Origin of the sequence: Klebsiella sp. BDA134-6 (assembly GCF_015601345.1) — a bacterium.
In the GTDB taxonomy this organism is placed as follows: Bacteria; Pseudomonadota; Gammaproteobacteria; order Enterobacterales; family Enterobacteriaceae; genus Klebsiella; species Klebsiella grimontii.
Map to the genome: position 1 here is coordinate 3,089,528 of NZ_CP064784.1, position 22,999 is coordinate 3,112,526.

General features: G+C 52.4%; 22 protein-coding genes. 12 read left to right on the forward strand and 10 right to left on the reverse strand.

The genetic code is table 11. The annotated features are described in order from the left end of the window. Positions 1-6: 6 nt before the first annotated feature. A complete protein-coding gene (locus tag IYV58_RS14240; RefSeq protein WP_049115624.1) occupies positions 7-747 on the reverse strand; it encodes an amino acid ABC transporter ATP-binding protein in 741 nt (246 codons plus the stop codon). Between the two features lie 334 nt (positions 748-1,081). Here IYV58_RS14240 and IYV58_RS14245 point away from each other — a divergent pair, with 334 nt between their 5' ends. Then, positions 1,082-1,291, forward strand: a complete 210-nt coding sequence (locus tag IYV58_RS14245) for a YdgH/BhsA/McbA-like domain containing protein (protein WP_004120044.1) — start codon at positions 1,082-1,084, stop codon at positions 1,289-1,291. A gap of 203 nt (positions 1,292-1,494) precedes the next feature. Continuing rightward, on the forward strand, positions 1,495-1,683 hold the full coding sequence (locus IYV58_RS14250; protein WP_004120040.1) for a hypothetical protein: 189 nt from the start codon (positions 1,495-1,497) through the stop codon (positions 1,681-1,683). Positions 1,684-1,724: 41 nt separating this feature from the next. On the opposite strand, the gene IYV58_RS14255 is transcribed toward IYV58_RS14250, so the two are convergent. Further along, entirely contained in the window at positions 1,725-2,000 is a 276-nt protein-coding gene (locus tag IYV58_RS14255) for a VF530 family protein (RefSeq protein WP_004120037.1), read from the reverse strand. Positions 2,001-2,270: 270 nt separating this feature from the next. On the opposite strand from IYV58_RS14255, the gene IYV58_RS14260 reads away from it, so the two are divergent. The 4 genes from IYV58_RS14260 (at position 2,271) to IYV58_RS14275 (ending at position 5,715) form a co-directional block, all read left to right on the forward strand. After that, on the forward strand, positions 2,271-3,299 hold the full coding sequence (locus IYV58_RS14260) for an isopenicillin N synthase family dioxygenase (RefSeq protein ID WP_087828146.1): 1,029 nt from the start codon (positions 2,271-2,273) through the stop codon (positions 3,297-3,299). Positions 3,300-3,464: 165 nt separating this feature from the next. Further along, on the forward strand, positions 3,465-4,271 hold the full coding sequence (locus IYV58_RS14265) for a MetQ/NlpA family ABC transporter substrate-binding protein (RefSeq protein ID WP_142469086.1): 807 nt from the start codon (positions 3,465-3,467) through the stop codon (positions 4,269-4,271). After that, complete coding sequence (locus tag IYV58_RS14270; RefSeq protein WP_075208541.1) at positions 4,268-5,059, forward strand: methionine ABC transporter ATP-binding protein; 792 nt, start codon at positions 4,268-4,270, stop codon at positions 5,057-5,059. Before IYV58_RS14265 ends, IYV58_RS14270 begins: the two co-directional genes overlap by 4 nt. Then, on the forward strand, positions 5,056-5,715 hold the full coding sequence (locus IYV58_RS14275) for a methionine ABC transporter permease (protein ID WP_162625996.1): 660 nt from the start codon (positions 5,056-5,058) through the stop codon (positions 5,713-5,715). The genes IYV58_RS14270 and IYV58_RS14275 overlap by 4 nt, the downstream gene beginning before the upstream one ends. Before the next feature lie 31 nt (positions 5,716-5,746). Here IYV58_RS14275 and IYV58_RS14280 read toward each other — a convergent pair whose 3' ends face one another. Next, positions 5,747-6,793: an NAD(P)H-dependent flavin oxidoreductase gene (locus tag IYV58_RS14280; RefSeq protein ID WP_195729093.1), complete on the reverse strand. Its 1,047-nt coding sequence runs from the start codon at positions 6,791-6,793 to the stop codon at positions 5,747-5,749. Between the two features lie 92 nt (positions 6,794-6,885). Between IYV58_RS14280 and IYV58_RS14285 the strand changes: the two genes are divergently transcribed. Beyond that, positions 6,886-7,722: a LysR family transcriptional regulator gene (locus tag IYV58_RS14285; RefSeq protein ID WP_195729094.1), complete on the forward strand. Its 837-nt coding sequence runs from the start codon at positions 6,886-6,888 to the stop codon at positions 7,720-7,722. On the opposite strand, the gene IYV58_RS14290 is transcribed toward IYV58_RS14285, so the two are convergent. Together IYV58_RS14290 and IYV58_RS14295 are read right to left on the reverse strand one after the other, a co-directional pair. Further along, entirely contained in the window at positions 7,705-8,892 is a 1,188-nt protein-coding gene (locus tag IYV58_RS14290; protein WP_195729095.1) for a YbfB/YjiJ family MFS transporter, read from the reverse strand. The two genes, IYV58_RS14285 and IYV58_RS14290, sit on opposite strands and share 18 nt — an antisense overlap. Before the next feature lie 194 nt (positions 8,893-9,086). Next, positions 9,087-9,707, reverse strand: coding sequence for a LysE family translocator (locus IYV58_RS14295; RefSeq protein ID WP_142468305.1), 621 nt, complete (start codon positions 9,705-9,707; stop codon positions 9,087-9,089). A gap of 226 nt (positions 9,708-9,933) precedes the next feature. Here IYV58_RS14295 and IYV58_RS28595 point away from each other — a divergent pair, with 226 nt between their 5' ends. Next, entirely contained in the window at positions 9,934-10,131 is a 198-nt protein-coding gene (locus IYV58_RS28595) for a hypothetical protein (RefSeq protein ID WP_375293856.1), read from the forward strand. 577 nt (positions 10,132-10,708) lie between these two features. Here the strand turns inward: IYV58_RS28595 and IYV58_RS14300 are convergent. The 5 genes from IYV58_RS14300 to IYV58_RS14320 form a co-directional block, all read right to left on the reverse strand. Then, positions 10,709-11,206, reverse strand: a complete 498-nt coding sequence (locus IYV58_RS14300) for a MarR family winged helix-turn-helix transcriptional regulator (protein ID WP_004120012.1) — start codon at positions 11,204-11,206, stop codon at positions 10,709-10,711. Between the two features lie 111 nt (positions 11,207-11,317). After that, positions 11,318-11,713 carry a nuclear transport factor 2 family protein gene (locus IYV58_RS14305; protein WP_195729096.1) on the reverse strand — a complete coding sequence of 132 codons (396 nt, stop codon included), beginning with the start codon at positions 11,711-11,713 and terminating at the stop codon, positions 11,318-11,320. Positions 11,714-11,748: 35 nt separating this feature from the next. After that, positions 11,749-16,119, reverse strand: a complete 4,371-nt coding sequence (locus tag IYV58_RS14310) for a non-ribosomal peptide synthetase family protein (protein ID WP_195729097.1) — start codon at positions 16,117-16,119, stop codon at positions 11,749-11,751. Between the two features lie 65 nt (positions 16,120-16,184). Beyond that, positions 16,185-16,415: an acyl carrier protein gene (locus IYV58_RS14315; RefSeq protein WP_004120004.1), complete on the reverse strand. Its 231-nt coding sequence runs from the start codon at positions 16,413-16,415 to the stop codon at positions 16,185-16,187. 2 nt (positions 16,416-16,417) lie between these two features. Further along, on the reverse strand, positions 16,418-17,938 hold the full coding sequence (locus IYV58_RS14320; protein WP_004120003.1) for an amino acid adenylation domain-containing protein: 1,521 nt from the start codon (positions 17,936-17,938) through the stop codon (positions 16,418-16,420). 455 nt (positions 17,939-18,393) lie between these two features. On the opposite strand from IYV58_RS14320, the gene IYV58_RS14325 reads away from it, so the two are divergent. Genes IYV58_RS14325 through IYV58_RS14340 form a run of 4 tightly spaced genes read left to right on the forward strand, consistent with a single transcriptional unit; the run spans position 18,394 to position 22,968 of the window. Then, positions 18,394-19,563, forward strand: coding sequence for a 3-deoxy-7-phosphoheptulonate synthase (locus IYV58_RS14325; protein WP_071988216.1), 1,170 nt, complete (start codon positions 18,394-18,396; stop codon positions 19,561-19,563). Further along, positions 19,553-20,338: a 2,3-dihydro-2,3-dihydroxybenzoate dehydrogenase gene (locus IYV58_RS14330; RefSeq protein ID WP_087828151.1), complete on the forward strand. Its 786-nt coding sequence runs from the start codon at positions 19,553-19,555 to the stop codon at positions 20,336-20,338. The genes IYV58_RS14325 and IYV58_RS14330 overlap by 11 nt, the downstream gene beginning before the upstream one ends. Before the next feature lie 18 nt (positions 20,339-20,356). After that, positions 20,357-20,989 (forward strand): isochorismatase family protein, encoded by a 633-nt coding sequence (locus IYV58_RS14335; RefSeq protein ID WP_004120000.1) that lies wholly within the window; start codon positions 20,357-20,359, stop codon positions 20,987-20,989. Positions 20,990-21,012: 23 nt separating this feature from the next. After that, positions 21,013-22,968 (forward strand): anthranilate synthase family protein, encoded by a 1,956-nt coding sequence (locus IYV58_RS14340; protein ID WP_227676854.1) that lies wholly within the window; start codon positions 21,013-21,015, stop codon positions 22,966-22,968. The last annotated feature ends 31 nt before the right edge of the window (positions 22,969-22,999 follow it).

Sequence of the window (22,999 nt, forward strand, 5' to 3'; positions counted from 1 at the left end):
TCAGCCTCAGGCGTGATAGTGCAGTTGCGCAAGGAAGGCCCGGGTGCGGCCCTGCTGGGCTGCGCCAAATATCTGTTCCGCCGGGCCCTGTTCGACAATCTCGCCGTTTTCCATAAATACCACCCGGGAAGCGACCTGGCGGGCGAACGCCATTTCGTGGGTGACGATGATCATTGTCTGGCCCGCGGCGGCAATGGTCTGAATAAGCTCAAGCACCTCACCCACTTTTTCAGGATCCAGCGCCGAGGTCGGCTCATCCAGCAGCAGCACGGCGGGGCTCATCGCCAGCGCGCGCGCAATTCCGATACGCTGCTTTTGGCCGCCGGAAAGACTGTGGGGATAGTGGTCTTTTTTATGCAGCAAACCCACCTGCTTTAAAAGCCGCTCAGCAATATTGAGCGCCTCCTGACGCGGACGTTTTTTAGCGTAAATCAATCCTTCGGTAATATTTTGCGCTGCGGTGAGATTGTGAAACAGATTCCATGACTGAAAAACCATGGCGGTTTTACCGCGTAGCTTTTCAATTTCTTTTTTCCCCGCCGTTGCGCAATCCAGCACCACATCATCTATTTTTATTTGCCCGCTATCGGCGGGCTCTAAGAAATTAAGCGTACGCAATAACGTGGTTTTTCCTGAGCCGCTGGGGCCAATAATGCAAATAATCTCACCGGAATTAACGCTAAGCGATACCTCTTTTAGTACTCTTTCCCCGGAGAAACTTTTACTAATCTTATTGAGAGTCATCATAATGTGATAGTCGTGAATGATTTAAAAACCGCCGCTTATCGGCGTTGATTGCTGTGTAAAAACTATATTGCCGGGGTTCAGACGATAGCAAACAAGAAAATAGTCTATGGAAAGTTAAAAAATAACTTTTTATATATTTGTTATGACAATGAGGCGGGATTGTAATCAGATTTTCTTAGCAAAACAGGATGGCGTAAACCGCCACTAATCTTTCAAATTTACTGAACAATGAGAGCAAATTGTTTCGATTTTCATCATCACCATGTCGGCCTATCATTTATCACATCGGGGCAACAACGCTCCAACACTGATAAAACACTTAAGGAATACGACCATGAAATCCATCAAAACTTTCGTTGCAGTTGCCGCTCTTTCCCTGATCTCTTTCGGCTCTTTTGCCCAAAGCATCAGCGCCAGCGCGTCCACTCTGGACCGCGCAGAAGCCAAAATTGCCGCTCAGGCCGCAGAACAAGGCGCGTCCTACAAAATCACCAGCGCGCAGTTCAATAACCGCGTACATATGACCGCTGAGCTGACGAAATAAACTCACCCGTCATACTTCAAGTTGCATGTGCGTTGGCTTTGTTACTCGGCCTTCGGCCTCGCCCCTCCGGGGCCAGCGCAAGCGCTGTTCAAGGCATGAGTGCCTTGTCCTGCAACCCGAATTATTTAGGGTATATAACAACATTGCCGGGCCGCCGCAAGAAACAGGCGACAGCGACAACACGATGAAATAAGGAACACAACATGAAAAATATCGGCGTAGTCACCGCACTGCTTCTGGCTGCTACACTCTCGTCCGGCGCGATGGCCGCAGAGAATAGCTTTGCTAGCCCGGAGGCAGGTTCAAATATCGATACGTCTGTGCATCAGAATCATATAGATGTCAGCCATGCCTTTGATAAAGAGAGCCTGACCGCAGGCAATCTTCAGTAACACACAGCGCAAGGCGCGCGCGGAATTATCCGCTGCGCGCCTTACTTTTTCTGCCAGTGAGCCCACGGATTATCCGCCGGAGCGTCCTCTTTTGCCGTCTCGGCAGTGGACAGCGAATCGATATACAGCGCTTCCACCTCTTTACGCGCCCACGGCGTGCGGCGTAAAAACTTCAGACTCGATTTAATGCTCGGATCGCTTTTAAAGCAGTTAATGTTGATGCGTTTCGCCAGTTCGGCCCAGCCATATTGCGCGACCAGCGCGTTTAATAGCGCCTCAAGCGTGATGCCGTGCAGAGGATCGTTTGGGTGCTGCATTGCGTCTTTTACCTGAATTAAAAATTTTGCTCACCATACTGGCTCCCGACGCCAATCGCAACCGCCCCGCCTCTCCCTTATCCAAAATTCGCAAAAGCACAGAACCCTCCCCGGTCATAAATTAGAAAAGAACGTTATTGGTTGAATATTTTCGCTTAAGGCAAGCTGGCTTCAACCACCCGACTGAGGAATCGATCATGCGCTGTTGTTGTCCCCGAACCCTGGACCTGTACCGACGAAAACATCTGAATACCGCCTTCGGAGAACACAATGAACGCGACAACTTTACCGATACTGGATCTGGCCCGCTACGCGGATCCCGCTGAAAAAGCGGCGTTTCTCGCCGACCTGCGCCACGCCGCCCGCGATATCGGCTTCTTTTATCTGATCAACCACGGCGTTGATGAGTCGCTGCAGCAGGCCGTACAGCAGCAGTCCCGCGCTTTTTTTGCCCTTCCCGACGCTCAAAAGCAGAGCGTGGCGATGATTCACTCCCCGCATTTTCGCGGCTACAACCGCGCCGCGTCGGAATTAACCCGCGGTCAGCCCGACTGGCGCGAGCAGTTTGATATCGGCGCCGAGCGTCCGGCGCTTCGGCTTGACGAACACGCTCCCCGCTGGCAGCGCCTGCAGGGGCCGAATCTCTGGCCAGAGGCGTTGCCCTCGCTCAAACCAACGCTATTAACCTGGCAACGGGAAATGACCGAGGTGGGGATCACCCTGCTGCGCGCCTTCGCCGAAGCGCTGCGCCTGCCGCTGGATGCCTTTGATGGCCTGTACGGCGAAAAACCCAACGAACATATCAAGCTAATCCGTTATCCCGGCCAGCAGGAAACCCAGAGCGCCCAGGGCGTTGGCGCGCATAAGGACTCCGGTTTCCTCAGCTTCTTGTTGCAGGATGAGCAGAAAGGATTGCAGGTCGAAGTCTCCCCCGACCGCTGGATTGACGCCACCCCGCTGACGGGCAGCTTTGTGGTGAATATCGGTGAACTGCTGGAGCTGGCGACCAACGGCTATCTGCGCGCAACGGTGCACCGGGTCGTTTCGCCGCCCGCCAACCAGCAGCGGCTGTCGATCGCCTTTTTCCTCGGCGCCCAGTTGGATGCCGTAGTCCCCGTCTACACGCTGCCTGACGAGCTGGCCCGCGAAGCCCTCGGACCGGATAGCGACCCGCAAAACCCACTGCTGCGCGAGGTGGGCTGGAACTACTTGAAAGGGCGTCTGCGTTCGCATCCTGATGTCGCCGAGCGCTACTACCAGGATGTTTTTCGCGAACGCGCCGAGCAATTGATCGTGTAGACCCTAATAATTCGGGTTGCAGGACAAGGCACTCATGCCTTGAACAGCGCTTGCGCTGGCCCCGCAGGGGCGAGGCTCATGGATGAGCCGAGTAACAAAGCCAACGCACATGCAACTTGAAGTATGACGGGTATAAACATAACAACAGACACAAGGAATAAGATGATGAAATATGCCGCATTTAAACTGGCAGGGGTTGCACTGTCTCTCTCTCTGGCATGGACTTCCGCCCATGCCGCCGCGCTGCGCGTCGCCGCGGACCCGGTGCCGCACGCCGAAATCCTTAACTACATTAAAAAGATCGATCCCAGCCTCGACCTGAAAATCGTCGAACTTACCAGCGGCGTTAACGCCAACGAACTGCTGGCCAACGGCGACGTCGATGCCAACTACTTCCAGCACGTGCCCTATCTGAAAGATCAGGAGAAAGCGCTGGGCAAAACCTTCGCCGTCGCGGCGACCGTGCATATTGAGCCGCTGGGGATCTATTCGCGCAAACATAAAGATTTTAAATCGCTGCCCGAGAACGCCACCGTGGCGGTACCGAACAACACCACCAACCTGAGCCGCGCGCTGTTCCTGCTGCAAAATCAGGGGCTGATTAAGCTGGCGGCAAAATTCACCGACCCGGCGACCACCCTGGCGACGCCGAAAGATATTGTGGAAAACCCGAAACACCTGAAAATCCTTGAGATTGAATCACCGCAAATCCCGCGATCGCTGGACGATGTCGACCTGGCGGTGATTAACGGCAACTACGCGCTGGAAGCGGGCCTGGTGCCTGCCAAAGATGCGCTGGGTCTTGAGAGCGCGACCAACAACCCGTACGCCAACATTCTGGTGACAACGCCGGCGCTGGCGAACGATCCGCGCATCAAGGCGCTGGCCAAAGACCTCACCTCGCCGCAGGTCGCCGAATTTATTCGTAAGCAGTATAACGGCTCGGTGATCCCGGTTGCCCCTCAGTCATGATTGAGATTGTCGGGCTGAGTAAAACCTATGCCGGAACAGGCCGACCGGCGCTAAACGATGTCTCTCTGCAAGTGCCGAAAGGAGCCGTTTACGGCATCCTTGGGCGCAGCGGCGCAGGCAAAAGTACGCTGATACGCTGCCTGAATCTGCTGGAGCGGCCCACGTCGGGCCGCATTATTGTGAACGGGAACGATATTACCCGGATGGATAAAACCGCGCTGCGCGAGTACCGGCTGCGCACCGGGATGATCTTCCAGCACTTTAATTTACTGCACGCCCGCAGCGTCGCCGATAACGTCGCGGTGCCACTGGAGATAGCCAAAGTGCCGAAAGCGGCGCGACAGGCGCGGGTGACGGAGCTGCTGGAACTGGTCGGGCTGGCGGATAAAGCCGCCGCCTTTCCGTCACAGCTTTCCGGCGGCCAAAAACAGCGCGTGGGGATCGCCCGCGCGCTGGCCGCGCGGCCGGATGTGCTGCTGTGCGATGAGGCCACCAGCGCCCTCGACCCCGAGACCACGGCCTCGGTACTCAGCCTGCTGGCGGATATCAATCAACAGTTGAACCTCACCATCGTGCTGATCACCCATGAGCTGGACGTGGTGAAAAACCTCTGCGACCACGCGGCGCTGCTGGAGCATGGGGAGATTATTGAAAGCGGCAGAATCGCCGATTTGCTGGTGGCGCCATGGTCGCGGCTACGGCAGTCGCTGCTACACGATCCTCAGGCGGAGCGGGATTTCCTTGCCCGCCACGGTTTTCACGGGAGGCCATTATGCGGAGTAGCATGAGTTGGGAAGATCTCTGGCCGCTGCTATTTCAGGGCACGGTAGATACCGTTTATATGGTCGGCCTGGCGGCGCTGTTCACCGTGCTGCTCGGGCTGCCGACCGGGGTGCTGCTGTTTGTTTCGCGCCGCAATGGCCTGGCGCCGATGCCGAAGCTCAACGCGGTGCTGGGCGCGATTATCAACTTTGGTCGTTCGCTGCCGTTTATCGTGCTGCTGATCGCCCTGATCCCGTTCACCCGGCTGATTATTGGCACCACCCTCGGCAGTACCGCCGCGGTGGTTCCGGTCACCATCGGCGCCTTTCCGTTCTTTGCGCGGCTGACGGAGAATGCGCTGGATGAAGTGGATTACGGGCGTATCGAGGCGATTTTATCGATGGGCGGCAACATCTGGCACGTGATCTTTAAATCGCTGCTGCCGGAAGCGCTGCCGACCCTGCTGGCAGGCATCACGCTGACCATCGTCATGCTGATCGGCTTCTCTTCGATGGCGGGCGTGATTGGCGGCGGCGGGCTGGGCGATCTGGCCATTCGCTACGGCTATCAGCGTTTTAATAACGAGGTGATGGTCGGCACAGTGCTTATTCTGGTCGCGCTGGTGCAGGGCGTGCAGATGGCCGGCGACCGTCTGGTACGCGGCCTCGCCCACCGGCGTTAACGCTAAGCGGATGGCAGCGCGCCATCCGCGATTAAAACCCGCATTCGTTGACCAGAGTCCGAATCAGCTCCGCCGCCGGCAGCTCGCGAATCAGGCTCACTCCCTGCCCGGCCCAGTGCGCGCCGTACTGACGGTCCCCCTGCGCTTTCGCCGCCGATGCCAGCGCCTTCCCGGCGGCGTAAGCCACGGGATATGCCGGAATCAGAAGCGGATCGTTTATTTCACGCCAGCCGTTAACCAGACATCTCGCCGGGCGTCCGGAAATGGCTGAGGTTAAAACCGTTTGCCCGTCAGACGCGCTTTTAAGGGCCTCACGGTATCCGCTATCCGTGGACGATTCAGGGCACAGCAGAAACGCCGTCCCCAGCTGCGCCCCGTCTGCGCCGAGGTTCATCACGCTGTTCACTCCCGCGCCGTCCATGACGCCGCCTGCGGCGATAAGCGGAATATCAATGCGCCGTTTAAGTGTCTGAACCAGGGTAAAGGTACTCATCTGCCCGTCGGGCCCCTGGGGATCAAAGATGCCACGATGGCCGCCGGCCTCGTAGCCCTGCGCCACCACCATATCGATTCCCAGCTCTACGGCCAGCTGCGCCTCTGCCACGCTGGTGGCGCTCGCCAGGGTAACGATGCCTTTTTCACGCAGCCGGTCAACGACCGCTCGCTCCGGAACACCAAAATGGAAGCTGACCACCGCCGGAGTCAGATCGAGCAAAAGCTCGGCCATCCGGGGCTGCTGCTGAAAACTCAGGTAGATTTCCGCCAGCGTCTCCGGCGGAAAGCTGCCAAAGCGCGCAAACTCAGGGCACAGTCGCGCCAGCCACTGCGCTTCACGCTGCGGGTCCCTTATCGCCGGAGCGTGGCAAAAAACGTTGACGTTAAACGGACGGGTGGTTAAGCGCCGGGTCTGGTTGATGAGCGCCTCGGCCTGCTCCACCGTGGACGATCCCAGCCCCAGCGAGCCGAGCGCGCCGGCATCGCTAACCGCGGCCGCCAGCTCCGGCGTCGACACGCCGGCCATCGGCGCCTGAATAATGGGATAATCAATATCAAGCTGCTGCGTAAGCCGGTTGCTCATGGTGTGCCCTGATGAAATTTGTGCGTTGAGGTAATTAAAATCTCTTTTAGAGATGATAAGATCAATATTATTTTCAAATTAAGAATAAAAGTATGAACCACACCACATTACAGATTTTCAAAACGGTGGCGGAAGAACAGAGCGTCACCCGCGCGGCAAAGCTGCTGGGTCGGGCGCAGTCCAACATTACAACCCGTATTCACCAGTTGGAAGAAGAACTGGGCGTCGAGCTGTTTGCCCGCGGTAACAAGAAGATGCTGCTGTCGCCCGCCGGGGAACGTTTTTTGGCCTATGCGCTGAAAATCCTCAGCCTTGCCGAGGAGGCCCGGCAGGCTCTGCACCCCGCCACGCCGGGCGGCAATTTACGCATGGGGGCGATGGACGCCACCGCCGCCAGCCGCCTGCCGCCGCTGCTTAGCCGGTTTCATGCCCAGTGCCCGGAGGTGATACTGACGCTTAAAACCCAGCCCAGCCGCCAGTTGACGCAGCAGGTGCTGGACGCCGCGCTTGATTGCGCGCTGGTATGCCTGCCGCAGGGCGCTTCCCCCGCCGAAGACCTGGAATATCTGCCGCTCTTTCAAGAACAGCTGGTACTGGTGCTTCCCGCGGATAGACAATGCTTTCGCTTTGCGGCCTTCGCGGAGGGCTGTACCTACCGGGCAATGGGCGAAGCGTATCTGGCGCAATCCGAGGAGGCGGAGAGCGAGATCCAGGACGTCGGCTCCTATCACGCGATGATCGCCTGTATCGCCTCCGGCGGCTATGCCGGCATACTGCCGCAGAGCGTGCTCGATACCCTGACGCTGCCCGAAGCAAGCCTACAGCGGCCGGTTGGTCAGGCGATCACCCAGCTTATCTGGCGTAAAGGCTACGCCTCCCCGGCCCTGGAGAAGATGCGCCAGCTTCTAATTTCAGCCTCCGACCTTTGACCCGCGCCGCCCCCCGGCGACAACCAGCGCGGCGGCAACCACCAGCGCCCCTGCTGCCGCGCAGAGTGAAGGATTAAACGACCCGCTGCGCTCATACAGCGCGCCGGCAACCAGCGGGCCGACAATTTGCCCGACGCCGTAGGTCGCGGTCATGGCGGCAATCATATTGAACGAGACCAGATGGTTAAGACGCCTTCCCTGCGGCAGCGCAATAGTCACCGTTCCCATAAAGGTGAAACCGACCAGTAGCGCGCTCAGCAGACAAAATGGCAATGCGTGGCTCCACGCCGGGAGAGTGACGCCGACGGCCTGAATCAGCAAATTAAGGGTGAACGCGCGGCGGTAGCCAAGCCTGATGACCAACCGATGCCAGATAAAGCACGAGGGCACGGCGGCAAGACCGAAAATGGCCCAGATCTGCACCGGATCGATAGCGTTCAGCGAGCCGCTGAGAAACAGCGGCAGGTAGGTGGCGGTGATGATGTAGCCGAAGCCGGCCAGGCCGTAAACCAACAGTAGTTTCCACGCTTCACGCGCGCGGCCTTGCGCCTGCGGGTCCTGTACGCCTGCAGGAGGTTGATAGGCAATAAGATAGTCTGCCGGGCTCAGCAACAGGCGCAGCGCCAGAATGAAAAGCGTGCCGGCGCTTATCGCGCACAGCAGCCATATTTGCTGGCTGGAGAGCGCCAGGGTCTTGCCCAGCGAGATAAATTCCGCCGATAAAAATATCCCCATTCCGACACCGGAATACAGTACCGGTGCGCCGTTATGGTGCTTCATATGCTGCAGCAGCCACAGAGAGGCGGCAATCAGCGTCACCGCGCTTAACAGCCCGGCTATTCCGCGTACCGCGATAATGGCCAGCGGCGAAACCAGCCAGCCGAGTAACGCCAGGCACAGCAGTGTGAGCAATACGGAAAGCAGATTTAGCACTCTGGCATCCGCGGGCCTGGTTTTCGCCAGCAACAGCGCGCCGGCCAGGTAACCCGCGTAGTTGGCCGAAGCGGCAAGGTTGCCTTCGCGCAGCGAGAGCACCTGCTCGTTCAGCATCAGCGGCAGGATCCCGGTATAGGCGAAGCGCCCGTAGCCCATGCCAATCATCAGCACCGCCGAACCGGCCAGCGCCAGCAGAAAGGCCTTTAACCCCGGCCTGAGTTCAAAAACGTTCACCCGCCACCCCCACTGTTATTCTCAAAAAGAGAATTAAAAGCACATATAATTCTCTTTTTATTATGATGACAGTCAACCCAACGCGCAAGCGACGCATGGGCCTGTCTGCCGATGACTTTACGGGGAGTGTCGGGAAACGCTTCGCCGGGCGACGAAGTATGGCGTGAGGGCTGGACGTCCATGTCCAGCACGTTTTAGCGGTGGCTGAGGGCCAGTTTGGCGGCAAACAGCATAAAGACGCCGCCGGTTGCCCGATCCATCCAGCGAATAAAGGTCGGCGTTTTCAGGAGACCAGCGGCGTAACGGCTGGCCAGAATTAGCGTTAACGACCAGAGCGTACCAATCACAACATGTATAGCGACCAGCAGAAATGTCCAGATCGTTGGCGAGTGGCCCGCCGGAATAAACTGCGGCAGGAAAGAGACATAAAATATCCCCATTTTCGGATTCAGCACATTGCCCAGCATCCCTTTTAAAAACCAGTTGCTGGCCGACGGTGCGGCTATTTCCTGACTGTTAAAGTGGCTGCGCGGTTTGAGAATTAACTGAATGCCGAGCCAGCATAGATAGACGGCACCGCACCACTTTAGCAGGTCATACGCCAGCGCCGACGCCGCCAGCAGCGCCCCGAGGCCGAAGGCCACCACCGCGCCCCAGATAAAACACCCCGTATCAATGCCCAATGCCGCCTGAAAGGCCTTTTTTCCGCCCTCAACGGTGGAGGTGCGCAAAATGAGCGCGGTATCAAGACCCGGGGTCAGCGTGAGCAGCAGCGCGGCAAAGGAATAAGCAAGAAGGGAATCTACGACGGACATTTTCTATCTCCGAAAGCGAAGATTTTAGATATACCGCGTTGAAGACGCAATCATTGATATTTTCTTCGCCGGGCGCGTCCCGCTTTGCATAAAGCTTTTCGCGACAAATCTCTGGCGCCAAAGCCGGTAAAGTCATTTGACGGCGCGTTTATCAGCACAGGTTTTTATGACGCTTAACCAAATACGCATCGCCAGACCGGTCTCCGATCTCTTACTCTGTAGCAACATGTACTGCTACGGCCTTGGGCTCGAGCAAATCGCACAGTTTGCCGATCGTGATGGCTTTAGCGAGGTAATGATCGGACGCCGCGATCTTAGTTGCATCTTAAATTCACCCACTGCCATCATCATTCAGTGGCGCCCTTTCCGGGCACCTCTGTTATTTTTATGCCTTCCTGTGAATTCCTATATATTTTTGATTTGACGGGTTGGGGTAAAAGTCTTTCTGCTATGTTTTGATTTATCCCTTCGTATCCGGAGAATGTTGAGTCAGATTGCCGATCATTCAGTTACGTGCATAAAGCGGAGCATCTGGAAGCAGAATCGAAATGATGCAGTGGTGGTCAGTTTTTTGAAGAGTGCACAGAAGAGTATGTTACACCTGACATATATGCGCGGCGGTGTAAAATAATTCCGTTATCTGAATAGACTGTAAATCTGCACAAAAACAGCAAAAAAGATTAAATCACTTCCAATTAAATGCCATCTTTCACTGCAAGAAAACGTATTGACTCAGACTTGAACAAATACTGTTACGCTACAAAAACGCTCCCTTATCGCAAAACTGGCTTTATACGAAGAGGAAACTATCAGGTCAAGCCTGACTTTATTTATGTTCTGAGGTTAAAAAACTTCACCATCATTGATATATATAGTTCGCGTTCAACACCATCCCATAGTAATATTTTAGCACAATCCCTATGCCATATATTCGATTGCGCATTAGGCAAAGAGAACTTCGCGCCAGCGACCAGTTTAGCGTTTTATCACCATAAACCTTATTAATTTTCGCTGGTGTCTTCGAGTTTACCTTTAATATTCTCATGCAATATATTTGCAGCCCTTGCACAGAGCTCAGCGAAAATAGCAATTTCGCCCTGAGACATGCAGGATGCCACCTGCTCAGCCATGATGCGCCTGCTGGACTCTGCAGAATTCAGGAACTCAATACCTTTTTCCGTAATCCGCGTCAGCATTTCTCGTTTGTCACTTTCTGCCGATTCTTGTTCAACAAAGTGCTTATCTTTCAACATCCTCAGAATTTTGGACATTTTACTACGCGCAAATCCGAGCTTTTCACCAATTGCGCTTGGCGTCATCGGCTGGAACTGACGCAAAATATACAATGTATCGTACTGTGGCCAGTTAATGCCATCTGGATTAATCAACGAGCGACGTGCAACAAGTACACATTGCAAATTTCCTAAAGCATCTTCAAATTGACGATTCAATGATATTTCGCGCTCGGAACCACTAGCCACTTTTTTATTCATTTCCATACATTCTCCTGATGCCGTTTACAATAAGTTAAGCTTACCATTTTACCACATCCCTTCAAGGAATGAAAAGTCATCATAACTTTCGCCCCTATTAATAACACAAGAACTATCCTACTCATCCTGAAAGATATATTCTCTATTCATTACATCCTCATAATCTATTAACTCTGTTATCTCGCCATTATTCATTTTAATCACATTAATATACAACAAAGAGAACTGTTTTCCATCCGGCAGAGTATTCCCATGCAGTTTATATTCAACAATGACGACATCGGGATTATTCGTATAGTGGAATCGCTCATCCTCTATGGAGGTAAAGCGTAAGGGCGCAACGCCAAAGCCATTAGCATAGTGTAAGCGAATATTATCACGCCCAATAATCACCTCCCTGTTGCGACGAAAAGGCAACGACAAACGTCCATTAACAGAGAAAAGGGATGCCAGCTTATCCGATGACTTCTCCATCACTGCCGAAATATATTTATCAAATAATGCCGGAACCATTTTATATCCTCTTGATGAAATTGATAAAAATATTGTTAGACGATTTCTTTCTGCCGCTGGAAATAAACGATCATACGTTTGAATGTCTCCTCCGACAGCTCAGGAAAGCGCAAACCCAATTGCGCAATACGCTTAGTCGTCTCTGGATTACCATAGGCGTTGTCGCCAGTATCCAACAAATTCTCTTTAAAGAGATGAATGACCGGCCCCAGCGCAACCTCGCGCCCCTGGGTGACACACTGTTCAAGTTGTTGCAACCACTCGCCGTCAGAAGTCGTTTCCAACGGATAACCCAGAGAACGAATCGCCCGATACACCGGATCAAACCGGGTGCTCTGAGGATGGAAAATATGGAAGTTTTCCTGTCGCGTAGCCTCTGAACGCGCTAAGGCAACTATCGCTTCAGCGACAAAGTCGACAGGCAGCAGGTCCGTTGATAGTGAAGACGGATCCGGCGCCAATCCCATCTGGATAAAGCTTTTTATCTGTCGCCATAAAAAATCATCGCTCTGGCAGGCCCCACTTCGGCTATCTCCGCCAATACGTCCTATGCGAAATACGTTAGCGTCAAGTCCTTGTTCTCTGGCCTGTAGAACATAGCGTTCAGCCACCCACTTACTTTGCGTGTAACCTATCGACAGTGCTTCCGGATGACCCGGTACACAATGTTCAACGATAGGCGATTCAGGATAGCGTGGAGAAAATACGGCGATAGTGGATAAATAGTGCAGCGTTTTTCGTCCGCCACAACCGCAGAAAGCTAAAATATTCAGCGTACCCTGCACATTTGACTGTTTTACCGAAGAATAAGAGAGCAAAAAATTAATCTGTGCGGCCGCATGGAATACCGTGTCCACTCGCTCTGCCAAACGGCTGTACGCTTCAGAGCTTAATCCTAAATTGCGCTGGCCAACATCGCCGAGGCAAACTTCAACCCGGGAAAAATCAATCTCATCGGCGATGCCATAACGCATCGCATTTTCACGCAAACGAGCCAATGCGTGCTCATGCGTCCTGGCTCTTACCATGCATAGCACGGATTGGGTCCCGGCCAATAGCAATGAACGCAGCAGGTAGATGCCCAAAAATCCTGTCGCCCCGGTAAGCAGCGTCAGCCCAGGGGTTGAACACACTCCTCCCTGCCAATGTATGCGTTCATATCCATCCTGAACAAAGGAACGATCGACGGCATCGACGCGCCCCTTTTCACTGGCAATATAGCCGTCGATGGACTCAGCCATAGCCGACAAGGTTGGGTGATTAAATAACAAACGTAGAGGAATATCGCAATCGAACGCCTTACGCAGCAGAAAAACCAGCTGTGTGGCCAACAAAGAATGTCCACCAATGGCGAAAAAATCATCGTGCAGTGCGATCTGACGTCCCGGAAATAATGTTTCCCATAGCGCCCTGACCTGCTCCTGAGTTTTCGTCAGAGACCGCTCTGGCATCTGCGTTGATGATTCAACAATAATATCCACCTTAAGTAACGCTTTACGATCGATTTTCCCGCTAGGCGTGGTAGGCAGCTTATCCACAAAGACCAACTCTGTGGGAACCATATACTCCGGCAGCACCAGGCGAAGGCCGCGTTTGATCTTATCCTTTTGATTGCCTTTATCATCCAATAAACCAGCAATAAAGGCGATGAGCTGCTGGCTTCCTGAATGATCTGCCCTGCCAACTACCGCTGAAACCTGCACGCCCTCCAGGGCATTGATGGCCGCCTCTACTTCTGACGGTTCGATCCTAAAACCGCGAATTTTTAACTGATTGTCTATCCTGCCAAGGTAGCTGAACCGATCGTCATGCTCCAGCCTCACCAGATCACCGGTACGATACGCGTGGCAACTTTGTGCTGCAAAGCTCTCAGCAGAGATAAAACGTCGAGCGCTTTCTTCACTTTTATTGTGATAGCCGGGAGACAGAAAATCGCTAGCGATAAGTAGTTCACCAGCGACACCGGCGGGAACCAGCTGCAGACGCTCATCCACCACCAACAGACTGAATCCGGGTAGAGGGTAACCAATGGACGCTGCATCTCCCCATTTATCGCTTTCCGGCGGCAGCACATACGCGGAACAAACGTGGCTTTCTGAGGGACCATAGAGATTAATCAGGCGAACGGGTTGCCTGAAAAAATGTTTAATATCGGCGGTGAGTACGAGCTGTTCCCCGGTGGAGTAGACCTCTTTTAAACTCGGGAATTGCCTGTTGGCCAATGCGCTCAAATGCGCGAACTGCTGCAAAGCAACGTAGGGAAAATAGAGCCGATTAATTCCCTGCTCCTGGATAACCTCTTGCAGATGATCCAGATCTCTTCGCTCTTCTTCACTGGCAATATATAAGCGCCCACCGCAGGCTAACGTGCCGAAGATCTCCTGAACCGATACATCAAAAGAAAGTGACATAAAATGCAGAGTACAATCTCCCTGACCGCACTCAGATACATCTCGTTGCCACTTAATCAGGTTATTGAGCGTTTTATTTAATAACCGTACTCCCTTGGGCTGCCCGGTTGAACCGGATGTATAAATGATATACAGCTCATCGTCGGGCATTCTTTTGATATAAGACCATTCCCCAGGGTACTCCGGGGGAATGTCATCGATTAACAACAGAGGCACGGAGCCAGACACTGGGAATTTTGCTACCAGCGATCGCGTCGTGGCGATGCAGTCCACGCTGGCGTCCTGCAACATATAACCAATGCGCTCTTGCGGGTATTGTGGGTCGATCGGAATGTAGGCCGCGCCGGTTTTTAACACGCCAAACAGAGTGGCAATCGCCTCGGCATTCCTTTCCAGTAATAACGCAACACGTTTGCCAGGAGCGATATTTAACTGCTGCTGCAGGTAGGCGGCAATCTGCCCCGAACGTTCCGCTAACCAACCATACGATCGTGTGCCATTAGCGGTAATTAACGCAGTATCCGCAGAGTGGCTTACAGCATGCTGATTGAAAGCCGCCAGGGCGTCAAATCGCCAGGCCTCCGCGCACGGCTTAAGGCTGGCTCGAACAACCAGTTCACGACTTAACGGTGCATCCAACAGCCTCAGGGATGACAGTAATACCTCGCCGTCCTCGCCCATCGCGCTCAATAAATGGCGAAATATTTTCAGCCAGTAGTCAATGGTCTGCGGATGATACAACGCCGTCTTATACTCCAGCGTCAGCTTCCATTGCGGTTGTGCTTCAAAGAACAACGTCAGATCGTATTTTGCCATCTGGCTAAAATAGTCATCCAGCATGACCTTAAACGGTAAGTCGTTGAAAATATCGGCCCGGGTATCGGGCATAACCAGCAACGTTCTGAATAGTGGGCTGTCCTGTCCCGCGTTTTCACGCGACAGTGCGACAATTTCATTGAAAGGGATCAGCTTATTGAAATGTGCACCAATAAAAGATTGACGCACCTTTGCAGCCAGCGTCCTGACTGTGTCATCTTCATTGACCTGCACGCGAACCGGCAGAGTATTGATCATATATCCCGGCGTTTCGGCGAACTCGCTACGATCCCGCAGAGTAAAAGGTACGCCAACGGTAATATCTTTCTGCCCACTCATGCGGCTAAGGAAAAATTGCCAGCACATGGACATATACATAAAGGGAGTCATTGACAACGATCTTGCGTGCCGCTGTAGTGAGTCCGCTTCATGTTCGTTGAGGGCCTGCATGGTATAGGCGGCTTTGGTATCTTCCCGCAGACGACGGGGAAAATCGACCGGGAGGTCTGATAGTGGCGGAGCCGGATGCAGTGCCTGCCGCCAGTAATCCCGCATGTCTTCGCACTCTGCCGCCGCAAGGGACGCTGCCTGCCAACGAGTAAATTCCTGATAGCTTCCCGTGCCGTTAAACGCTGGCAGAGCGCGTTTCTCGTCAAGCGCATAATAGATTTGCAGCAAATCATGCAAGACAATACGTACTGAGGGGGCATCAATAATGATGTGGTGGAAGCAGCATGCTAGCCAGGTTGTACCCGAGTCTGAACTGAGCATATTAATGATACTCAACGGACCCTCAGCTAGTGATAAACGGCTAGCCGCCAGTTGTGCAGTCACCGATTCAGGCGTTTCATTCTGTCCGGATTTTCGATGGGAAAAAGAGAGATAGCCATCAGCGCCGATACGCTGCTGTAGTGTACCGTCAAGGTAAACAAAACGCGTTCTGAATATTTCATGGCGCGAGGTCAACTCAGCCACAGCGCGCTGCATAATATCAGCGTCCAGTGTCGCATTAACGGTCAGCAGCACTGGCACGTTATAGCATTGGGGCTGATCCAGCGTATTATCCAGCCACCACATTGCCTGCTGCCCGGGTGTCGCTGCCAGATACGTTACCGCAATTTCTCCACACGCCTTATTCAAACAGCTCTTATTTGACTCGCCGCTATTAAATGATGGCATTTTATCCCCCTCTTAAAATTCCCTGTAAAATCCTTCCTGATTGTTGGCAGTCCCAACTCCAGGTATTAGACCTGCTGCCGTTGCCGAATGGTCTGAGCCAGCGCGGCAATAGTTCCCGCTGTGAAAATGTCAGCCGGCGAGACAGCCAAATTGAATGCCTTGCTTACCATTGATGCTAACTTTATGAAATGTAATGAGTTACCACCCTGGTCTAATAAATTTTCTTGCGGGTTGATCACCGCTGAATGAATAATCTCCTGCCAAATCGAGAGTAGCTGTTGCTCAACGTTGTCCATATTTACACCTGCTCCAGTAAAGAATTTTTTAAGCGTAAACGATCTTTTTTGCCGTTAGCGGTCATTGGCAGGACCGGCACACGGCTAAATTTTTCAGGTATCATCCAGGCAGGAGCATGCATAGCGAGGTGATTCTTTAAATCCGCTACGGATAGCGCATCATCCTGCGTGACATAACAGGCATGCAATCGTGGTTCGTCCGGCGTCTCCTCTACTACAATCAGCACATCCTCCACAGCGTGATGTAAACGCAACAGGTGCTCAATACCGGCGAGATTGATGCGGAAGCCACGTATTTTACAAATATGGTTGCCTCGTCCGACCAGGACGATATTGCGATCCTGGTCGCACGTTGCCCGATCGTCGGTACGATAAAAAAGTACGTCTGCGCCTTGATACGGGATGGAGATAAACCTTTCCGCCGTCAGTTGCGGATCGGAATACCCCAGTGCAACTCCAGCCCCTGCGATAAACAATTCCCCATATTCACCGCAGGTACAGGGTTGCAAACGTTCATTGAACACCGCCATCTCAACCAAAGGGAGTGGAGTACCAACCGGTACAGGAGATTCACTGGTTAATTGCCCCTCGGGCTGAACATGATAGAGAGACGAGATCGCTGAATTTTCCGTGCATCCTAATCCATTGAATATTTTTGCTTTACCGGCCTGCGCCGCCACGCTAAATAGGCGAGGGTTGACAAAATCGCCCGACACCACCACACAGTCAGGTATATGCAGTGTTTCAACCGAAACCTCGACAAATAGCCGGAACAGTCCGCCAGAGAGGAATAGCATCGTCACGTTATCCGATTCGATCTGCCGTACCAGGGCCATCAAATCTGGCAAGCCAGGCGGCGCAATCGTCAGACACGCGCCGGTCAATAGAGCCATCCAGATTTCATTCGCTGAGGCAGCGAATGAAACATCTGCAATTTGCAAATAGCAGTCCCGCTCGCTATTCCCCAACGCCGGTACCGGCAGACTCAGTCTGGCAATCCCGCGATGAGCTATGAGCACGCTCTTCGGTTTTCCTGTTGATCCAGAGGTCATCAATATAAGCGCCGGATCATCAGCGCTTAATACTGGATAATTCCCGCTTCTTTGTTGAGCGCTGTTTTGTATCAGCGTCCTGCTCGACAACACCTGCCATGCCCCGCCGGGCACGCTTGTTACATCATCGCTAATGAGGTATTTGGCTCCTGCCGCACGTAAAATTTCACCCATATAGCGCTCAGGACTATTCGAGTTCACGGGAACCATAACAGCGCCTATTTTCATCAACGCCAGCATAAAAATATATAACTGCGGGCTACGTTCTATTTTTATTGCAACAACATCGCCTTTTATCAGGCAATTCTTTTGCAATACCGCAGCCAGCGCTGAACATTGCTCAGCAAGTTCTCGATAGGTTATTTTTCTTTGTTCGAAAATTAACGCAATCCTGTCCGGAAAACGTTGCGAAATCTCATCAAATATATCAGGAACAGCCTTTAACTGATTGGCATATGCTGAATGCGTCATCACTCTCTCCTGGAGAATTAGGAATGTTCACACGCATAAAATCTTCTCTTGAAGAAGAATTTAAAGACCTAAAGAAATGCCGCCAGTTTACCGTGATACGCCTTAAAAAAGCGCAGCAGGACAGGCAACATATAAGCAACACAAGCATAACCAAGCGTTGTTTTAATAGTCTATCTTCGAACCTTGCCCTCAGTCAATTTGATTTCCAAAAAAAAATCATATAGGAAAAAATCCAAAACACTAAAAAATAATAATCAATAAATTCAAATACTTAAAAAAACAACAATAAAAAATCATCTTTTTTGATTGACATAAGGAACCCATTGGCGTGCAATCTTTGTGCAAAACGTATCGTCTTTCATGCCCATTAAACAGACAAGGAATAGTACCTTCTCATCGCTTTTTTGTTAAAAAACAAACGGAAAACCTGTTAAATTTCGAGTGAGAGATTAGAAATGACATCATTTCCTGGCAATAAGTCCAATTGGCAACAGCCGTTCTGGAGCGATAAGGACATGCTTGCCCTGGTCATACGTGAATTAGACACTCTTCCAGAATTATTAAACTTTGAAGAAATAAGCGAATTTAATAAAGCATTAGCCGCCGTTTATGCAGGTAAAGCAATGATATTTCAGGCTGGCGACTGCGCTGAAAGAATTTGCGAATCTGGCGCGTTACATGTGCGGAAAAAATTGACCTTCCTCGAGCAAATGTCCCGCGAACTCTCAACTCTGACGGGACTGCCAATATTGACGGTAGGCAGAATTGCCGGTCAATATGCTAAACCACGCTCACAACACAACGAAGTCAATGGCGACAGGGTACTTCCCGTGTGGCGCGGTGATTCAGTCAACAGGCCCGAAGCGACGCCAGAAGCCAGGCGTAACGATCCGCAAAGGATGTTGCTGAGCTACCATGCTGCGGCGGAAACGCTGGCCGAAATTAAACGTTACGAACGGGAATATCCTCGCGATGTTCATCCCATCTGGACCAGCCATGAAGCGCTGTTGCTGGACTATGAAACGACTCAAATCCGCACTAATCCCCAGGGAGAATCCTATTTAGCCAGTACCCATTGGCCCTGGATCGGCATTCGTACTCTTGCGCCTGACAGCCCACATATCGCCATGCTGGCGAATATCGCCAACCCTGTTGCCTGCAAGATTGACGCCACCGTAACGCCATCGTTCATCGCGACACTTTGCCGACAGCTTAATCCTCAGCGTATTCCTGGACGTCTGACTTTTATTTCGCGTTTTGGCCGTTCACATATTCATCGTTTAGGCGCGTTGATTCAGGCCGCACAGGCAACCGAAACGCCGGTGTTATGGATGTGCGATCCAATGCATGGGAATACCGGGAAAACGCGGGCAGGCAATAAACGCCGCGAGCTTAGCGACATGATGGCTGAAATCTCCGGTTTCCTGAGGCAGGTGAAATCACATAATGCCTGCGCCGCTGGACTCCACCTGGAAGCAACGCCGAACCCGGTCATCGAATGCTTCTGTGAAAATAATCATCCTGAAGAACATCAACTTAAGCAAATTCTCTGCGACCCACGCCTGAACGTAGCGCAAACGCAGATGTTATTAACTCACTGGAAAGAGAGACAAAATGACCTTTGATAAAGACTACATTGCCGTTATTACTGGCGCCTGCGGTGGCATTGGCGAATCCGTTGCCCACGCGCTGGCGAAAGAAGGAGTTTCACTGGCACTTCTTGATAATAACGCCACTCAGCTGGCAACCCTTGTAGCCACACTACAAAATAACCATCCGCAGCCCATTGCAGGTTTTACGGTGGACGTTGCCGACGACCGCTGCGTAGCAGAAGCCTTTACCGCAATCGGTCGCCAACTGGGTCCGGTGGGTTATCTGGTCAACGGCGCCGGCGTACTGTGCCACGCCAGCGTGGCCGAAACACAGCCTCAAGATTGGACGAAAACTTTTGCCGTCAACGCGACTGGCGTATTTAACACCAGCCGCCATGCAGCCAATCTGATGATGGCTCAGCGTAAAGGCAGCATCGTCACTATCGCCTCAAACGCAGCGCGCGTGCCGCGGGCGACGATGGCCGCCTACTGCGCCTCAAAAGCCGCTGCCCAGGCATTTACTTATGCTCTGGGGCTGGAGGTCGCTCCGTATGGGATCCGGTGTAATGTTGTCGCTCCCGGCTCAACCGATACGCCGATGCTGCGCGGCATGTGGCATAGCGAAAGTGACCGGCAAAACACGCTTAACGGTAATCCAAAACAATTTCGCATCGGTATTCCACTCAATAAAGTCGCCACGGCGGAAGAAATTGCTGCCGCGGTCTGCTTTTACCTGTGCGAAGAATCAGGGCAAACCACGCTATCAACGTTATTGGTCGACGGCGGCGCCGCACTCGGCAGCTGCTAAGCGTACAAGGAGAATAACATGGAAAAGATACAGCCCTATCCACTGCCGACAGAACGCCAATTACCCAAATCAATTGCAGACTGGCAACCCAACAGTTCAAGAGCGGCGCTACTCATACATGATATGCAGCGTTATTTCCTCGATTTTTACACTGCTGACGCCTCGCCGATAGCGCAGGTGATCGACAACATTTACCGCTTGCTTAGCGTCGCCCGACGTCTGCATGTACCCGTATTTTATACAGCCCAACCCGGCGACATGACGCCGCAGCAGCGTGGCTTGCTGCACAGTCTATGGGGTTCAGGTATGAACGGCAGCCAGGAGCATAAACAGATTGTTCCTCCGTTGACGCCTCTGGAAAATGAGTGGGTATTAACGAAGTGGCGTTACAGCGCCTTCTTTAACTCTCCCCTTCTGAGTACTTTGCACGAACTCAAATGCGATCAGCTGATCGTCTGTGGCGTTTACGCCCATATCGGTTGTTTGTGCACAGCGCAAGAGGCGTACTCCAATGATATCGAGACATTTTTTATTGCCGATGCGCTAGCCGATTTCTCCGAAGAAAAGCATCGTCTGGCGCTTGAGCTAGCTGCGGAAACCAGTTCAGTCGTGCTGTCAACCCGACAAGCTATCGACGCATTGGAACATTAAAGATCCTCACGGCACTCCAGGAGATGATGATGTTATCTAAAGGCACAGCACAGCCCGACGAGCTTTCGGCTCATCTGGTCAATCTTGATAGACCCTTTGCCTGTATTTACCGCCCCCAATGCGAACCTATCAACGCAGTATTATTTCTTGAAGGGGATATTGAGCTAAACCAATCCCTTTCAGAATTAGCGCTGGATCCGCCCCTGGACGGGAAGGGTAAAAGCTCATTTAACAAATTGATCTTATTGCCATTTAATCAGGTAAAAGAAAAAGGTTATGCCTGCATTGACGATGGTGAACAGACGATCGTCATGAACATTGAGCGGCAAAATTATTACCCCATAGATTCGTTTATCGCAGCCATTAATGACCATGATATCAAGCCACGAAACCTGCAATTCGATCTTGATGACCAAACGTATGGCGACATTGTTGATACCGTCATTGATCAGGAAATCAGCTCCGGAGAAGGCAGCAACTTTGTGATTTCACGCAGTCTGGAGGGCGATATAACCAACTTCAGTATCCGCCATGCGCTGACGCTGTACAAACGGCTACTGCAATCTGAATGCGGGTCTTACTGGACATGGATGATCTTCACCGGCAGCCGCTATTTCATGGGGAGTACGCCTGAACAGCATATCCAGGTTGATGAGCAGAATGTGGCGATGAATCCTATCAGCGGCACGTTTAAATACCCCGACTCCGGGAATATGACGCACGTGCTGGATGATTTTCTGCAGGATACAAAAGAGCGCGACGAACTATTTATGGTGGTGGATGAAGAACTCAAAATGATGAGTAGCATCTGTCAGCATGATATTCAGGTATCCGGACCGAAGCTCAAAGCTATGTCGCACATCGCGCATACCGAATATTTTATCCATGGCAACTCAGATCGCAGCCTGAAAGAAATCATCAGGCAATCGCTATTTGCGCCAACAGTGACCGGCAGCCCATTAGAAAGCGCCTGTAAAGTTATCGCCCGGCGAGAACGCCGTGGACGCGGCTATTACAGCGGCATCGTTGCTATAACGGGTACGCAAGAAGGTAAACGTTATCTGGACTCGGCCATAATGATCCGCACGGCCGATATTACCGCTCAGGGACATTTTCGGCTTACGGCGGGTTCAACCATCGTCAGAAGTTCCATCGCACAAAATGAAGCTGGTGAAACACGCGCCAAATTACAAGGGCTAATGCATTCGTTCTTCTCTGGAACAAGCGCCGGGACGCCAAACCGAACAGGATTGTCTGCAGAACTTCGCCATCGGGCTGACCAGATACTGGCAAAACGGAATGCACGCGCCTCCGCCTTTTGGCTGGATAACTCGCAATTGGGCCCGTGCGCTCTACTCTCTCAACATGCCATCACACTGATCGACATGGAGGACAACTTCACCGCCATGATTGCCTATCAGTTACGCAGCGCGGGTTGCGCCGTTACCCTCATTCCCTGGTATGACTCCCTGAGCAAGCTAACGCAGCTCACCGATCGCGACATCGTATTCATTGGGCCCGGGCCTGGCGATCCAACCAATGTACGACTCGACAAAATACGCGTGGGCCGAAAAATTATTGCACAACGGCTGCGGGAGCAGCGTCCGTTAATCGGGACTTGTCTGGGGCATCAGTTAATTTGCGCCGAATTAGGCATTCCGATCGAGCGGCTGGTCAATAACCGCCAGGGTAGCCAACATCAGATATCTATCCAGGGAAAACCTCATACCGTTGGTTTCTATAACAGTTTCTCCGCACTCCATCAGCGGCCATGCTGGTACAGCCTGGAGCATGACAAAACAGTCCAGCTGGAACGACTCCCTTCCGGTGAAATTGTTGCATTATCGTCAGGTAACGTTGCCTCCATACAATTTCATAACGAGTCATTCCTGACGCAAGACGCATTTTCTATTTATCAATGGCTGATACAGAACGCCTTAACAACAACGGTAACTCTTAGTCAACAAGATGCCGTTTAAAAGGAAGTGTTGAAAACTGATATTCGGAGAG

What these genes read in the sequence shown, in the direction of transcription:
- IYV58_RS14320 (WP_004120003.1), bottom strand. Translation starts at nt 17,938, where the DNA reads ATGACGCATTCAGCATATGCCAATCAGTTAAAGGCTGTTCCTGATATA.
- IYV58_RS14325 (WP_071988216.1), top strand. Translation starts at nt 18,394, where the DNA reads ATGACATCATTTCCTGGCAATAAGTCCAATTGGCAACAGCCGTTCTGG.
- IYV58_RS14240 (WP_049115624.1), bottom strand. Translation starts at nt 747, where the DNA reads ATGATGACTCTCAATAAGATTAGTAAAAGTTTCTCCGGGGAAAGAGTA.
- IYV58_RS14275 (WP_162625996.1), top strand. Translation starts at nt 5,056, where the DNA reads ATGAGTTGGGAAGATCTCTGGCCGCTGCTATTTCAGGGCACGGTAGAT.
- IYV58_RS14245 (WP_004120044.1), top strand. Translation starts at nt 1,082, where the DNA reads ATGAAATCCATCAAAACTTTCGTTGCAGTTGCCGCTCTTTCCCTGATC.
- IYV58_RS14250 (WP_004120040.1), top strand. Translation starts at nt 1,495, where the DNA reads ATGAAAAATATCGGCGTAGTCACCGCACTGCTTCTGGCTGCTACACTC.
- IYV58_RS14315 (WP_004120004.1), bottom strand. Translation starts at nt 16,415, where the DNA reads ATGGACAACGTTGAGCAACAGCTACTCTCGATTTGGCAGGAGATTATT.
- IYV58_RS14285 (WP_195729094.1), top strand. Translation starts at nt 6,886, where the DNA reads ATGAACCACACCACATTACAGATTTTCAAAACGGTGGCGGAAGAACAG.
- IYV58_RS14265 (WP_142469086.1), top strand. Translation starts at nt 3,465, where the DNA reads ATGAAATATGCCGCATTTAAACTGGCAGGGGTTGCACTGTCTCTCTCT.
- IYV58_RS14270 (WP_075208541.1), top strand. Translation starts at nt 4,268, where the DNA reads ATGATTGAGATTGTCGGGCTGAGTAAAACCTATGCCGGAACAGGCCGA.
- IYV58_RS14330 (WP_087828151.1), top strand. Translation starts at nt 19,553, where the DNA reads ATGACCTTTGATAAAGACTACATTGCCGTTATTACTGGCGCCTGCGGT.
- IYV58_RS14335 (WP_004120000.1), top strand. Translation starts at nt 20,357, where the DNA reads ATGGAAAAGATACAGCCCTATCCACTGCCGACAGAACGCCAATTACCC.
- IYV58_RS14340 (WP_227676854.1), top strand. Translation starts at nt 21,013, where the DNA reads ATGATGATGTTATCTAAAGGCACAGCACAGCCCGACGAGCTTTCGGCT.
- IYV58_RS14280 (WP_195729093.1), bottom strand. Translation starts at nt 6,793, where the DNA reads ATGAGCAACCGGCTTACGCAGCAGCTTGATATTGATTATCCCATTATT.
- IYV58_RS14260 (WP_087828146.1), top strand. Translation starts at nt 2,271, where the DNA reads ATGAACGCGACAACTTTACCGATACTGGATCTGGCCCGCTACGCGGAT.
- IYV58_RS14305 (WP_195729096.1), bottom strand. Translation starts at nt 11,713, where the DNA reads ATGGTTCCGGCATTATTTGATAAATATATTTCGGCAGTGATGGAGAAG.
- IYV58_RS14255 (WP_004120037.1), bottom strand. Translation starts at nt 2,000, where the DNA reads ATGCAGCACCCAAACGATCCTCTGCACGGCATCACGCTTGAGGCGCTA.
- IYV58_RS14310 (WP_195729097.1), bottom strand. Translation starts at nt 16,119, where the DNA reads ATGCCATCATTTAATAGCGGCGAGTCAAATAAGAGCTGTTTGAATAAG.
- IYV58_RS28595 (WP_375293856.1), top strand. Translation starts at nt 9,934, where the DNA reads ATGTACTGCTACGGCCTTGGGCTCGAGCAAATCGCACAGTTTGCCGAT.
- IYV58_RS14295 (WP_142468305.1), bottom strand. Translation starts at nt 9,707, where the DNA reads ATGTCCGTCGTAGATTCCCTTCTTGCTTATTCCTTTGCCGCGCTGCTG.
- IYV58_RS14300 (WP_004120012.1), bottom strand. Translation starts at nt 11,206, where the DNA reads ATGGAAATGAATAAAAAAGTGGCTAGTGGTTCCGAGCGCGAAATATCA.